Origin of the sequence: Aestuariivirga sp., assembly GCF_047600585.1 — a bacterium.
Lineage (GTDB): Bacteria > Pseudomonadota > Alphaproteobacteria > Rhizobiales > Aestuariivirgaceae > Aestuariivirga.
Genome location: NZ_JASGKP010000001.1, coordinates 1,522,894 through 1,537,374, shown reverse-complemented (window position 1 = coordinate 1,537,374; position 14,481 = coordinate 1,522,894). Strand labels below are relative to the sequence as shown.

The window sequence follows — 14,481 nt, the reverse complement described above, 5'->3', positions numbered from 1 at the left end:
CATGGGCAAGATCACGGGCTTTCTCGAAATCGACCGCCAGGACCGCAAGTATGCGCCAGCGGCAGATCGCGTGCGGAACTACAATGAATTCGTGATCCCGCTGGGAGACGAAGGCACCAAGAGCCAGGCGGCGCGCTGCATGAACTGCGGCATCCCCTATTGTCACAACGGCTGTCCGGTGAACAACCAGATCCCGGACTGGAACGACCTCGTCTACAATGACCTGTGGGAAGAAGCCTCGCGCAACCTCCACAGCACCAACAACTTCCCGGAATTCACTGGCCGCGTCTGCCCTGCGCCCTGCGAGGCCTCCTGCACCCTCAACATCGAGGACGTGCCGGTCACCATCAAGACGATCGAATGCGCCATCGTCGACAAGGCCTGGGAGAACGGCTGGCTGAAGCCGATCGTGTCAGCCGAGAAGACGGGCAAGAAGGTCGCCGTGGTGGGCTCAGGCCCCTCGGGCCTTGCCGCCGCGCAGCAGCTGGCCCGCGCCGGCCACAGTGTCCACGTCTTCGAGAAGAACGCCAAGGCGGGCGGCCTCCTCCGCTACGGCATTCCCGACTTCAAGATGGAAAAGAACCTGATCGACCGCCGCGTCGAGCAGATGGAAGCGGAAGGCGTGACCTTCCACTATGGCGCCCACATCGGCGTCACCCAGGATGCCAAGCAGCTCACCGACTCCTTCGATGCCGTGCTGATCTGTGCGGGCTCGGAAAAGTCCCGCGACCTGCCCGTGCCGGGCCGCGACCTTGACGGCATCCACTTCGCCATGGACTTCCTGCCGCAGCAGAACCGCCGCGTCGGCAAGGAAGCGCCGCTCGACAACAAGCCCATCCTTGCCAACGGCAAGCATGTGGTGGTGATCGGCGGCGGCGATACGGGCTCGGACTGCATCGGCACCTCGATCCGCCAGGGTGCGGTTTCCGTCACCCAGATCGAAATCATGCCGAAGCCGCCCGAGAAGGAAAACAAGGCGCTCACCTGGCCCAACTGGCCGATGAAGCTCCGCACCTCGTCCTCGCACCAGGAGGGCGCCGAGCGCGACTTCTCGGTGCTGACCACCGGCTTCCGCGGCGAAGACGGCAAGGTGAAGGCGCTGCAGTGCGCCCGCGCAGGGGCCGACATGAAGCCGGTTCCCGGCAGCGAATTCGAGCTGAAGGCCGATCTCGTGCTGCTCGCCATGGGCTTCGTACATCCGGTACACGAGGGCATGCTGAAGAGCCTCGGCGTCAAGCTCGATGGCCGCGGCAACGTGGAAGCGAATGTGCGTGACTACAAGACCTCGAGCGACAAGATCTTCGCAGCGGGTGACGCCCGCCGTGGACAGTCGCTGGTGGTCTGGGCCATCCGCGAGGGCCGTCAGGCGGCGCGCGCCGTGGACGAATTCCTCATGGGATCGACCACCCTGCCGCGCTGATCAGGGCTTTGTGCCGGAAACGCTGAAGTCGTCGAAGCGGCCGTAGGGTACGCCGATGGCCTGACCGGTACGGTAGAAGCGCTGTGCCAGCGAATTACGCTGGATACGCAAGCCAAGCTTTCCGGCATTGGACAGGTCAGGCGTGATCTTCTGCGGCACTTCCTTGGCCAGGGCCTCCGCCTCGAAGCTCACCGTTGTCCCGTCAACGCCCTGTTGACCAAAGAGCGGCGAGGTCGTTGTCGTGGGCACGGCCACGGCAACCTGGGTTTCCGCCGGCTGGGAATCGTCAGCGGATTGCAGCTCGGCCACGCCTTCGGTCTTGCGGATGGCCCCCATGACCAGATCGGCCACATAATCATTGCCCTGCCGCGAGAAATTGATGCCGTCCTTGCCACGCAGGCGGCGCGCCTTGCCCTTTTCATCCACGTCACTGGCCATGAATTCGCCTTCGGGCGTAAGCAGCGGCGGGCGGATATCCACGAGGATCTGGTTTCCGGTCACCACCTGTTCGCGCTGGAGGCCCGAGATCATCTGCATCTGCGTATCGTATTCTGCATTCTGCATGGGCGGCAGCGTGATCCAGTAGACCCGCGCGCCGTTGCTGCGGGCGCTGGCAAGGATGTCGTCGACATTCGCCTTGTAGCGCGTTTTCCATTCATCCGTCCCCGGATCAAACGCGGCATCCGCTGTCTTGATGGGGCGGTAGTCGTTGACGCCCATCAACACCACCACAGCATCGAATTTGCTGGAGCGCAGGATCTTCGGGATCGCCGCCGGCCAATTGTAGATTTCGGGCCGCGCCACACCAGACGCATCATTGGCGCGGGTCACGACCTCGAAACGCGGATCCAATTCGGTGAGTTTTTCAAGAGCTCCACCCACGCCGCGGGCGAGTGCATCACCCACCACGACGAAGCGGAACACACCGTCATCTCCGCCAAAGCGTTGGCCGGGCGCATAGACCTGGGCCGGCGCCACCACGACGGCCTCCGGCGCCGGAGCGGCCGGCTGCTGTGCGGCAACCTCGTTGGGTTCTGGAATGGCCGCCGGCTGCTCCTGCGCGAGAGCCTGAGCCGCAAGGCCGAAGAGCAATCCGAATGCGATGATCAAGCGCCTGAACATGGGAGAACCCTAGAGGCCTTGGCGCAGGCGCTCAAGCACCTTCCGGCTCGGCCTGCCATCGAGCGGCAATCCCACCTTCTTCTGGAAGGCGATCACGGCCTCGTAGGTGCGCGCCCCGAAGCGTCCGTCCGAACCTCCGGTCTCGAAGCCGAACTGCGTCAGGCGGCGCTGCATCTCCACACGTTCCTTGAAGGAGAGATCGACATTCACAGCAGGCCAGGTGCCGAGGAAGGGCCCCTGCCCGCGGATGCGGTCGCCCAGATGACCGACGGCAAGCGCATAGGAGTGGGAGAGGTTGTAATCCATGATGGCGAGGAAATTCTGCGTCACCAGGAAGGCCGGGCCATCGATTCCCTGCGGGATCATCACGAAGGCCTTGGCATTGGCCGAGCCGAAGCGTTCGCCATCGGCGCGCTTCAGGCCCATCTTCGACCACTCCGCCACCGTCTTCCAGTGATCGCGGCCAATGTTTACGCGGTTGAAGCCGTCGGGCAGCGTCACTTCCCAGCCCCAGGGGCGGTCGTTCTTCCAGCCCGCCTTGGCGAGATAGTTTGCGGTGGAGGCGAGCGCATCCTCCTTCGAACCCCAGATGTCCTTCTTGCCGTCACCCGTCCAGTCGACGGCGTAGGAAAGGTAAGAGGTGGGGATGAACTGCGTGTGGCCCATGGCAGCGGCCCAGGAGCCCGTGAAATCATCCGGGGAGCGGATGCCCGACTTCAGGATGCGGAAGGCGGCGATCAGCTGTTCCTGGGCATACTGCTTCTTGCGGCCCGCATACATCAGAGTCGCCAGCGAGCGCATCACGCCCATGGAGCCCTTGTCCTTGCCGAAGTTCGATTCCATGCCCCATATGCCGAGCAGGATGTGGCGGTCGACGCCGTACTTCTTTTCGATGGCGCCGAGCAGCTTGGCTTCCTGCTGCTTCATCTGCTGGCCGGTCTGGATGCGGATCGGGGTGACCGCCTTGGCGAGATATTCGGAGGTTGTGGAGGTGAACTCGGGTTGCACCTCCGCGAGCTTCAGCACCACCGGATCAGGTTCGGTGACGCCCGCGAAAGCCTGGTCGAAAAGATCACGGGAAAAGCCTGCGGCCTTCACCCGCGGCCAGAGGGTTTGGACGAAAGCCTCGAACTTGGCGTTCGCCTGAGCCGTGCCGGCCATGGCCAGCGACAGAAATGCCGCCAAAACAAGTTTCCGCATGAGCCTGTCCCACTCCTCGTTGCACGATTCGCCCGTCGCCCGAGCTTACAGGAGGGAAATTCAGTCACAAAATGCGGCAGAACAAGGATTTGGCGTTACACTTCCTCTCCATGCCCGGCCTTGAGCCGGGCATCCATTTTGGCAGGACCGGAAGACTGGATGGCCGGGTCGAGCCCGGCCATGAAGAGTTCTCAATCACCCGGCGTTGCGGCGTTCGAGGTGGCGTTCCCAGTCGAGGGCCGATTTCACGATGAGATCGAGATTGTTGTACTTGGGCTGCCAGCCGAGGATGCGGCGCACCTTGTCGGCCCCGGCGACGATGCCGGCGGGGTCGCCCGGGCGGCGCGGTCCCAGCGTGTGTCGAACCGGAGCGCCATTTGCGCGTTCTACCGCCCGGATCACCTCAAGCACGGAATAGCCCTTGCCATACCCGCAGTTGAAAATTCCCGACGCACCCCCGTTCCGGAGGTGGGCGAGCGCATCCATGTGTGCCGCAATGAGGTCGCTCACATGGATGTAGTCGCGGATGCAGGTGCCGTCCGGCGTGTCGTAGTCCGTGCCGAACACGTCCATCCCCTGCCGCTGGCCAAGTGCCGTCTGGCAGGCCACCTTGATCAGATGGGTGGCGCGCGGCGTGGACTGGCCGCTGCGGCCCTGCGGATCGGCACCCGCCACGTTGAAATAGCGGAGCGCCACGTAATTGAGGCCGTAGGCCGCGTGGCTGTCGCGCAGCATCATCTCCGTCATGAGCTTAGAGGTGCCATAGGGCGAGATCGGCGCGGGCTCATCGGTTTCGAACACGGGCAGGCTCTTCGGATTGCCATAGACCGCCGCCGTCGACGAGAAGATGAAATTCTTTACGCCCGACTTCACCGCCGCATGCATCAGGGCGCGCGACTTCACGGTGTTGTTCAGGTAGTAGCCCAGCGGATCGGCAACGGACTCCGGCACCACGATGGATCCGGCGAAGTGGACGATGGCAGTGACGCCGTGCTGCTTGACGAGCCCCATGACAAGGTCCTCGTCGCCGATATCGCCCTCCACCAGGGTGGCCTTGGGCGAAACGGCCCAGGGAAAGCCGGTGGAGAGATTGTCGAGCACAACCGTCTTTTCGCCGGCGTCGGTCAGCGCCAACACCATGTGGCTGCCGATGTATCCCGCCCCACCCGTCACCAGTACCGTCATTTCAAATTCCTTCCTGTCTGCGTTCCGAGGCATTTAATGCAATTTTCAGAACGCGGGTTTAAAGCCTTAAAGAAAGCACAATCATAGGGTTAAGAGCGCGTAAACATGCCACGTCCCATCCGCAAAGCCGTCTTCCCCGTCGCCGGTCTCGGCACCCGCTTCCTGCCCGCCACCAAGGCCATGCCGAAGGAGATGCTGACGGTTGTTGACCGTCCGCTCATCCAGGTCGTTGTGGACGAGGCCCGCGAAGCAGGGATCGAGCACTTCATCTTCGTCACGGGCCGCAACAAGTCCGTCATCGAAGACCACTTCGACAAGCAGTACGAGCTCGAGTCCACGCTCCGCACGCGCGGCAAGTCGGCGGAGCTCGACATGCTGGAAATGGACCTGCCGGGTGCCGGCGAGACGAGCTTCACCCGCCAGCAGGAGCCGCTGGGCCTTGGCCACGCCGTATGGTGTGCCCGCAACCTCGTGGGCGATGAACCCTTTGCCGTGATCCTGCCGGACATGATCATGAAAGCCTCTCCCGGGTGCCTGAGCCAGATGGTCGAGGTCTATAACGCCCGAAACGGCGGAAACGTCATCGCCGTCGAAGAAACACCGTGGGAGCACGTGCACCGCTATGGCGTGGTGGGTGGCACCGACTGGAAGGACAATCATTTCACCATCAACCAGATGGTGGAAAAGCCGAAGCGCGAAGTGGCGCCATCTAATCTCATCATCTCCGGCCGCTACATTCTCCAGCCGGAAATCTTTGCCATCCTCGACAAAAAGGAAAAGGGCGCGGGCGGTGAAATCCAGATCACCGATGCCATGAAGCTGCTGATGGAACGGCAACCGTTCCACGGCGTGCGCTACAACGGCATCACCTATGACTGCGGTGACAAGGTGGGCTTCCTTGCGGCCAACGTGGCGCTCGCGCTTGACCGCGAAGATATTGCGCCCGCCTTCCGTGAGGTGCTGAACCAGATCATCTCCACCCATGGTGGAAAACTCACCTGGGACTGATCCTTCAGCGTTTGAGGATGATCCCGGTCAGCAGGCGCTGCTCGTTGTAGTCGCTGCTGCTGCCTGGGCTGTCACCCCACTCGCCTTCGTACAGAAGCGACCATGAGATGAGCGGATTGAGTTTCCAGTCCAGCCCGGCGGATGCGCCATAGGTGTTGTCACGGCCGCCGCTTGCATCAGCTGTCGAAATCGAAACGCCGGACAGAAGATTGAGATTGTCTCTCAGCGCATGCGTGACCTTGGCGGACGCGGTCCATGTCGGCTTGCCGCCACTTCCGGCGTCAGAGGTCTCGTCGATGGTCATGCCTGCAGAGAGATCGACCTTTGAAAGTTCCGTCGGACGCCACTGCAGATTGGCGAGAAGGCCGGGAGCACTTTCCGTCGCCAGTGTCGGATCCTCATAGTCGCGCACGAGATAGGTCAGGCCCACCTCGCCGCTCCACAACGGGTCATCATCGATGCGGAGGCCGAGCGTGGCCGCATAACCCTGCGAATCGCGCCGGAGGCCGTTGCGGTCAGTACTCTGGTCATGAATGCGCGGCGCGTAGGACGCTTCGAGGAAGGGCCGCAACATCGCCCCGCGGTTGAAGGTGCCGCGCAACGTGACGCTGGGCTCGACAAAATCACGGTCGCCATTGTCCTCAACACCGCCGCCCGACAGCTTCACGTTGTCGTAAAGCTCGCGGCGCACGCCCGTGCCGAGGCGCAGGTCGGCAAAACCGGCCTCATGCTCGACAGCAGCACCGGCCGTGAGCACGTGGGAAATCTGGTCGCTGACGGCAGTATCGGGCACTTCACTGTCTGATGCGCCCGTCGAGATCAGTTCGTAACCTGTCTCGACGTCGATGGTGGTGCCACGGCGCACATCGAGACGGAGATTCGCCTTGGCGTCAACGCCATAGGTCGAGAGCTTTTCCTCGCGGAGATAGCGCACCGCCTCGCCCGAGATCGACGCCGAGAACAGATGGCGCGACCGGTCGCTTTCGATTTCGAGTCCGGGCTTCAGCCGGAGGCCGGCATCGGCCTTTCCACCCTTTGCCGCCTGCCCCACATTGCTCGTGGCGGCCATGCCCGTTTCAAGCGTGGGAAACAGCGTGAAGCTGCCGAGGCGAAGGCCCTGCGCCGCATAAGGGTCGGCGTTCTGCTGGCGGGTGCGGCGGAGAAGCGGCGAATTGGCGGCTGAGAGATCCTGAAAGGCCGGCGGTGGCGGAGCAGGCTCAGTGCCGCTGGCCGTATCCGATGTCTCCGCCGGATCATCAACGGCGAGGTCTTCCGCGCTCGCATGAGGTGCCACGGCGAGCGCATACAGGCTCACCGTGGCGAGTACACAGACCGGGCGACAAACAAACCACATCGCCGACTGTCATAGAAAAACATGGTTAACAGGGGCTTGACGCCCTGTCCCGAAACTCTGACCGGAAAACGGGGCCTTAGCCCTCGTCGCGGGGCGTGTCCGGGGCCTGTTCCTCGGGCTGGTCCGGGTCAGGGAGGTGCATGTCGAGCGGGATCTGCTCGGTGCCGTCAAGCGGCTCCTCGTCGGCCGTGAGGTCGTCCGGCGCCTTGGGCACGGGCACGTCGAAGCCCGGCGGAAGATTCGCTTCGAGAAGACCCGCGGCCTTGAGTTCCTGCAGGCCCGGCAGGTCGGTGATGTCGTTCAGGCCGAAGTGCTGCATGAAGGTCTCGGTGGTGCCGTAGGTCACGGGGCGCCCCGGCGTCTTGCGGCGGCCGCGCATCTTGATCCAGCCGATGTCGAGCAGCGTGTCGAGCGTGCCCTTCGAAATGGCGACGCCGCGGATATCCTCGATCTCGGCACGGGTGACCGGCTGGTGGTAGGCGATGATGGCCAGCGTCTCGAGGCCCGCCTTCGTCAGGCGCTTCTGCTCCTGCACGTCCTTGCGCAGCACGAAGGCCATGTCCTCGGCGGTGCGGAACATGTACTTGCCCGCAAGCTGCACGAGGTTGACGCCGCGGTTTGCATAGTTCTCGCGCAGGTCTTCGAGAAGGCTGGCCACATCAGCCGTCTCCGGCAGGTGTTCCTTGAACTTCTCGACGCTCACCGGCTCTGTCGCGGCAAAGAGGATGGCCTCCAGAATGCGCAGGTGCTGGCTGCGCTCGGCATGGGGATGCAGCGTCACGACGGCGGCAGCTTCCGCCGCCGTTGCCTCTTCGCCTTGCTCGTCGCTGATCTCGATTGCTGTCATAGTCGATGGCATTCTCAGTCCTGTGTCTTATGCGGCAGCCGTGCGGCGGCGCAAGTAAATGGGCTTGAAGGCGTCGTCCTGGCGCAGTTCCAGAACCCCTTCCCGGGCAAGCTCGAGGCTTGCGGTGAAACTCGAGGCGCGCACCGAGCGGCGCAGTTCCGGCGTCGAGAAAAAGCGTTCGAGCCAGCGGTCGAAGGTGCCCCAATCGTCCATGGTGCCCACAAGCCGCTCCAGCGTTTCGCGCGCTTCCTTGATGCTCCAGACGGGCTGGCGCTTCACCGTGTAGGTCTGCCGCACGATCTTGCGGGCGCGGCGCTCGGCATAGGCCTTGAGAAGGTCCATGAGCGTGTCGGCATATTCACGCTGCTTTTCGATCACCAATGGTTCGGGCGCACCGCGGAAGAACACGTCCACGCCCAACTGGCTGCGGTCCATCAGGCTCTGGGCCCGTTCACGCATGGCCTGCAAACGCTGCAGGCGGAAGGCAAGGCGCGCTGCCATGTCCTGCGGGGTTGCCTCGCCATCGAGCGCGGGCGGGGCCGGAATGAGAAGGCGCGACTTCAGGTAAGTGAGCCAGGCCGCCATCACCAGATAGTCGGCGGCAAGTTCGAGGCGCATGGCGCGTGCCCGTTCCACATAGGCAATGTACTGGTCGGCAAGAGCGAGGATGGAAATCTGGGAAAGGTCGATCTTGTGCTGGCGCGCAAGGTCGAGCAGCAGGTCGAGCGGGCCTTCGAAGCCTTCAACGTCGACGATGAGGCGCTCGTCATCCGACGGTAACACATCCTTGCGTACGTCGCCCTCGCCGTCCGGCCATGCCTGCTGAGTTGCAGCATCCTGCGAATCAGGTGCAGCGGCATTTGCGCCCGCGGAACCGGGGGGTGTTTCGGTGGTATCGCTCATGCCCTGCGTTTTAGCGCCAGCCCCTCTGCTTGCCCACCTTTATGGCGGGGGTTTCAACGGTAATTTCGCCCTGAATCGGCCCGTTCAGGCGGCGTTCTTGAGCCCTGCCCCGGCCACCGATTCCAGGTCCCGCAGGGCCATTTTCTTGTCGTAAGGCAAGGGTTTGCGGCGGCTCTTCAAGGCGGCCTTTGCACGCGCCAGCGGCTTGCCCTTGAGGATGCCGGCGGCAGCGGCCACTTCCTCCATCTCGGGAAGGATTCCATTGCAATGCAGGACCAGATCAACACCCGCAAGCAAGGAGCTGCGGGTCTTCTCGGTGAGCGAACCGGAAAGCGCCTTCATCGACAGGTCATCCGTCATCAGCAGGCCGGAGAAGCCGAGCTGCTTGCGGATCACATCGCGGATCACCCACTTCGATTGCGTCGCAGGCTTCTCGGAGTCGATCGCTTCGAGAATGACATGCGCCGTCATCGCCATCGGACACGCCGCCATGCCCGCGAAGGGGCGGAAGTCATGGGCTTCGAGTTCTGCACGTGAGGCCTTGATCACGGGCAGATCATAGTGGCTGTCGACGACCGCACGGCCATGACCGGGAATGTGCTTCATGACGGGCAGCACGCCGCCGGAAATGAGTCCGTCGACATAAGCACGCGCGAGAACGAGCGCACTGTCCGGCCGGGTCGAGAACGCCCGGCTCGAGATCGCCGCTGTGGTATCGGGCCGCGGGAGATCGAGAACCGGCGTGCAGTTCACCGTGATGCCGACGCTTTCCAGATCCTCTGCCATCAGGCGGCCCACAAGCCGGGTGGCGCGCAGTGCATGAAGCGGGCTCGACTCGTAGAACTTGCCGTAGTCTTCCGCTGCAGGATACTTGCGCCACTCCGGCACGGGAGGGCCCATGCGCTGCACCCTTCCGCCTTCCTGGTCGATCAGCACGGGCGCATCCTTGCGGCCCACGGCGGCGCGGAAATCGCCGGTCAGCTTGCGCACCTGTTCGGGCGTCTCGCAATTGCGCTTGAACAGAATCAGGCCCCACGGATTGCTGCGTGCAAAAAAGGCCTTCTCGCCCTCAGTCAGGACAATACCGGAGCAACCGCTGATGAAAGCGCCAATCGGCTTGCGCGTCATTACACCCTCTCACTCAATGGGATTCTTGCCTGCGGGTTTTGGCTACTGACGGCGCACAAGGCAATCCCGTTCCCCGCCCGCGAACAGTTTTGCGCACAGTGCACTCGCCTGTTCACGACTTGGCATGACGCCAACTGCCAAACGATAGCGGGTGCTTCCACCGACGACAGCCTGTGTCACGATCGGAGAGAGACCGGAGAGTGCCGGACCATGCTTCGACTTGAGTCGCGCATATTCCATCGTGGCGTCACGCTGATTGGCAAAGGAGGCAAGCTGGGCCACGTACCCGCTGCCAACGGGAGATGCCTGCGGCGGCGCAGGCGCCGGAGCGGGCGCCACCTGCTTCGGCTGCACCGCAGCCTGTTGCTGCAGCGGAGCGGGTGCCGGTGCTGGCGCAGCAGCAGCCGTCTCGTCAGCATTATCGTTACGGAAGAGGTCGGCAATGGTGCGCTTCTTCTTGGGCGCGGTTGCCGCCGGGGCTTGAGCAGTAGCGGGTGCCGTCTGTTCGGTGACGGTATCACTTCCGTAAATGCCACCACCCTGCGCGCCACCTTGGGCGCCACCCTGCGCCACAGTGATCGGCTGCGGCGCTTGATCTGCCGGTGCCGCATCATCCACGATCGGCGGCGCATTCTTCGCGGGCGGCACGAGAACAACGGGTTTCGATCCCAGGTTCTCGGTCTGCTGAACCTTCTTCTTCGGCGCAGTCGCCTTCTTCTTCACGGGCTCAGCGGCGGGATCAGTCGCATCGGCCGAATCGGTCGAATCGGAAATGCTTTCGCTGCCGCCACCGGGCGGCGGCGAAGAACCGTTCGACACCACTGAAGACACGTCAGCACTGCTGCCGGATCCTGTGCTTTCCTCGGGAATTGGCATCAAAGTCTGCTGCTGGGAGCTTGAAAGACCGGTGGAATCACCCTTCCTTGCGGAAATTATTCCTTCCTGATCTGATTTCGTGGTTCCCGTCAAAGACGTCTCTGCCGCCTGGCTTGCGCCGGCGGCAGTCACGTTGGAGGCCTGATTGCTGTTGGACCGCGGAGCAAGTGAGCCCTGCTGGTCGCTTCCGCCATCACCTGGCGGAGGCGGGAGCGGCAAGGGCACCGGATCATCCAGGCCACCTCCCTGCCCCTGGGTTGCACCACCACCCTGTGCCGCCGGATCGGCCGCACCGGGGTCCTGCTGCATGTTGGTGCTGTCACCGGGCTGGCTCGGCACTTCTTCCGAATTGATCACGTCACCACCGAGAACCTCACGGTCACCCACGATGCGGTCATAGATCAGCTTCTTGGGCGGAGCGTTGTTGGCGGGCGCAGGCGCAGGCGCGACCTTTGCCGGCTGGGCCGGTGCCGAGACCACGGGCGCGGTGCCGGACTGGCCACCCGTTGCCGACTTCTCGACGCTGCTCTGGTAGACCCACCACAGGCCGAGGCCAGCGGCGAGTGCGAGCAGGAACAGCAGGATCAGCGGCAGCAGCGGGCCACGCGATGGCGGCAGGTCTTCCTCGTAGTCCTGCTCGTCGCGATAGGCCTGACTGTAGTCGCCGGCAGTGGCCCGGCGCGGTGCACGGGCTTCACCGAAAACGTCACCCTGATCGCCGAAATCTTCGCGATAACCACCCACGGCCGGGCGCGGCGGCGGGCGCATGGAACGGGCACCACCGCCATAGGCGTCGGCCCCATAGGGCGCTGCCGGTGTGGCGGGCATGTTGAGACGGGGCGAGGTGTAGCCCCCGGTCGACGGCGGCGGAGGAGTCGGCGTGTAGGCCGGAGGCGGCGTGTAGCCGCCGGTATAGCCCCGCGCGCCCGGATCCATCGGACGATAGGGCGGAACCTGGGAGCCGAAGCCCGTGCCCGTGCCATAGGTACTGGGCGGCGGGGTGAAGCGGGACGGCGGACGCGACGGCACCACGGGCGGCGGCATGGCCGTCGTCGGCGTGCGGGGCGGCATCACCGGCGGCTGCGCGCCCAGCGGGCTGCGGGGCGGCACGATCGGGGCCGGCGTCATGGTGGGCGGAGGCGCAAGCTGGCGCGACGGGGCAGCAGCCTTTCCGCCCGCGGGCGGCGGCGCCGAAGGCTTCGCAGCGGCCTGTGGCGGCGGTGCAGGCGCCTTGGCGGCAGGAGCCGGTGCAGGCGCTGCGGGTTTGGCGTCCGCATCATCACCCGCGAAGGTGAACTTGGGCTTGCCCGAACCGTTGCCGTTCGTTTCGGTGATCTTCACTTCGGCGCGCTGGCGGGCAGCCTGCACGCGCTGTTCGGCGAGGCGCTCCTGCGCTTCACGCTGGGCCTTCAGTTTTTCGGCGAGCTTTTCACCCGCGGCAGCCGAGGGCGCAGCCGCAGCGGAGCCACGCGGCGGGGCCGCCTTGACGCCGGGACGCGGCGCCATGGGCGCGGGCTTCACGGGCGGGCGCGCCGAACTCGCGGCCGGGGCCGCAGGAGCGGAAAATTCCTCGGCAATGCGCGGCATATCCTTGCCTGCGCCAATGCCAAGGCGCTCACGCCAGCTGCGCTTGTCCGTACCGTTACTGGAATTCTGATCCATACCTTCGCCCGTTCCTACATCTCCTCGACCGGTGTGACGCCGAGGATGCCAAGCCCGTTCGACAGACAATAGCGGATTGCGGCAAGAAACGCCATCCGGGTGTTCGTCAGTTGCCGTTCAGCCGGAACGATGAAGCGCAAATGGGGCGCTTCTTTGCCCTTGTTCCACAACGCATGAAAGTCGGAGGCTAAGTCATAGAGATAAAAGGATATTCTGTGCGGCTCGTGAGCCAGTGCCGCGGCTTCGAGGAGGCGCGGGAAGGCCGCCATCCTCCGGATGACCGCAAGTTCGGCTTCGTCCGTCAACAGATTAAATTGCGCCTCCCCCGGACCGGCCGGGCTGAAGCCCTCAGATTCGGCATTGCGCAGCACCGACGAAATGCGTGCATGAGCATACTGAACGTAGAACACCGGGTTGTCCTTCGACTGCTCGGTGACCTTGGCGAAGTCGAAATCTAGGGGAGCTTCATTCTTCCGGTAGAGCATCATGAAGCGGACGACATCGGGACCAACCTCATCGACCACGTCGCGCAGGGTGACGAATTCCCCTGCCCGCTTCGACATGCGCACCGGCTCGCCGTTGCGGAAGAGCTTCACCAACTGGCAAAGCCGCACGATCACCTGCACCTTGCCCTCGCCCGCGATGGCCGAGGCCACGGCCTGCAAGCGCTTGACGTAGCCGCCATGGTCTGCGCCGAGAATGTAGATGAGCTGCTTGAAGCCGCGCATGATCTTGTCGCGGCTGTAAGCCACGTCGGAGGCGAAGTAGGTGTAGCTCCCGTCCGACTTGAGGAGCGGCCGGTCAACGTCATCGCCGAAGGCGGTGGCACGGAACAGCGTCTGCTCGCGGTCTTCCCAGTCTTCCGGCACTTCGCCCTTCGGCTTGTCGAGCCGGCCCTGATAGACATGGCCAAGCTTCGAGAGCGAGGCGAGCGTCTCGGCGACCGCACCCGAGGTATGGAGCGAGCGTTCGGAGAAGAACACTTCCTGCCGGATGTTGAGCGCCGCGAGATCGTCGCGGATCAGGTCCATCATCATGGCGATGGCCTTGGCGCGCACCGGTTCCAGCCATTCACTTTCGGGAAGGTTGTGAAGCGACGTGCCGTATTCCTTCGCCAGGGCCTCGCCCACGGCCTTCAGGTATTCACCCGGATAAAGGCCTGCAGGGATCTCGCCAATGTTTTCGCCCAAAGCTTCCTTGTAACGGAGGAAGGCGGAGCGGGCGAGCGTATCGACCTGCGCACCCGCATCGTTGATGTAGTATTCCTTGCTGACGGCATAACCCGTTGCACTGAGGAGAGCGGCAAGCGCATCACCGAACACGGCGCCACGGCAGTGGCCCACATGCAGCGGTCCCGTGGGGTTGGCCGAAACATATTCGACGTTGACCTTCTCGCCCTTGCCGAGTGTGGAATGTCCGAACTTGTCCTTCAGCGCGAGCGCTGATGCGAGGAACTTCGGCCAGATGCTGGGCGCAAGGCGCAGGTTGATGAAGCCGGGGCCTGCAATCTCTGCTGCGGCCACATCAGGTGCTGCCGCCAGCTTCTTGCACAGCAGTTCGGCCAGCGCCTTGGGTGCCATGCCTGCGGGCTTCGCCAGCACCATCGCGGCATTGGTCGAGACGTCACCATGGGCAGGATCGCGCGGAGGCTCGGCAACAACGCGCGACAGGTCGAGGCCAGCCGGAACCGATCCCTCGGCTGCCAGAGTAGAGAGTGCCTGTTCGACGAGGCCGTGGAAGTGCGCGAAAAGATTCATACTGATTCACTAAATAACT

General features: G+C 63.8%; 11 protein-coding genes. 2 read left to right on the top strand and 9 right to left on the bottom strand.

Annotated features, from left to right (window positions below):
• The first annotated feature begins 1 nt into the window (after position 1).
• Entirely contained in the window at positions 2–1,420 is a 1,419-nt protein-coding gene (locus QM801_RS07505; RefSeq protein WP_415018586.1) for a glutamate synthase subunit beta, read from the top strand.
• On the opposite strand, the gene QM801_RS07500 is transcribed toward QM801_RS07505, so the two are convergent.
• The 3 genes from QM801_RS07500 to galE all read right to left on the bottom strand — a co-directional run bounded on the left by QM801_RS07500 (position 1,421) and on the right by galE (position 4,927).
• On the bottom strand, positions 1,421–2,542 hold the full coding sequence (locus QM801_RS07500; RefSeq protein WP_415018585.1) for a DUF459 domain-containing protein: 1,122 nt from the start codon (positions 2,540–2,542) through the stop codon (positions 1,421–1,423).
• 9 nt (positions 2,543–2,551) lie between these two features.
• Complete coding sequence (locus tag QM801_RS07495; RefSeq protein ID WP_415018584.1) at positions 2,552–3,742, bottom strand: lytic murein transglycosylase; 1,191 nt, start codon at positions 3,740–3,742, stop codon at positions 2,552–2,554.
• A 195-nt stretch (positions 3,743–3,937) separates the two neighbouring features.
• Positions 3,938–4,927: a UDP-glucose 4-epimerase GalE gene (galE, locus tag QM801_RS07490; RefSeq protein WP_415018583.1), complete on the bottom strand. Its 990-nt coding sequence runs from the start codon at positions 4,925–4,927 to the stop codon at positions 3,938–3,940.
• Positions 4,928–5,032: 105 nt separating this feature from the next.
• Between galE and galU the strand changes: the two genes are divergently transcribed.
• Entirely contained in the window at positions 5,033–5,935 is a 903-nt protein-coding gene (galU, locus tag QM801_RS07485) for a UTP--glucose-1-phosphate uridylyltransferase GalU (RefSeq protein ID WP_415018582.1), read from the top strand.
• Positions 5,936–5,939: 4 nt separating this feature from the next.
• On the opposite strand, the gene QM801_RS07480 is transcribed toward galU, so the two are convergent.
• The 6 genes from QM801_RS07480 to argS form a co-directional block, all read right to left on the bottom strand.
• Positions 5,940–7,289: an outer membrane beta-barrel protein gene (locus QM801_RS07480; protein WP_415018581.1), complete on the bottom strand. Its 1,350-nt coding sequence runs from the start codon at positions 7,287–7,289 to the stop codon at positions 5,940–5,942.
• A 76-nt stretch (positions 7,290–7,365) separates the two neighbouring features.
• Positions 7,366–8,148 (bottom strand): SMC-Scp complex subunit ScpB, encoded by a 783-nt coding sequence (scpB, locus tag QM801_RS07475; protein ID WP_415018580.1) that lies wholly within the window; start codon positions 8,146–8,148, stop codon positions 7,366–7,368.
• A gap of 15 nt (positions 8,149–8,163) precedes the next feature.
• Positions 8,164–9,039: a segregation and condensation protein A gene (locus tag QM801_RS07470; protein ID WP_415018579.1), complete on the bottom strand. Its 876-nt coding sequence runs from the start codon at positions 9,037–9,039 to the stop codon at positions 8,164–8,166.
• 84 nt (positions 9,040–9,123) lie between these two features.
• Complete coding sequence (gene nagZ / locus QM801_RS07465) at positions 9,124–10,167, bottom strand: beta-N-acetylhexosaminidase (RefSeq protein ID WP_415018578.1); 1,044 nt, start codon at positions 10,165–10,167, stop codon at positions 9,124–9,126.
• Positions 10,168–10,209: 42 nt separating this feature from the next.
• On the bottom strand, positions 10,210–12,705 hold the full coding sequence (locus tag QM801_RS07460; protein WP_415018577.1) for an SPOR domain-containing protein: 2,496 nt from the start codon (positions 12,703–12,705) through the stop codon (positions 10,210–10,212).
• A gap of 14 nt (positions 12,706–12,719) precedes the next feature.
• Positions 12,720–14,462: an arginine--tRNA ligase gene (gene argS / locus QM801_RS07455; RefSeq protein ID WP_415018576.1), complete on the bottom strand. Its 1,743-nt coding sequence runs from the start codon at positions 14,460–14,462 to the stop codon at positions 12,720–12,722.
• Between the last annotated feature and the right edge of the window lie 19 nt (positions 14,463–14,481).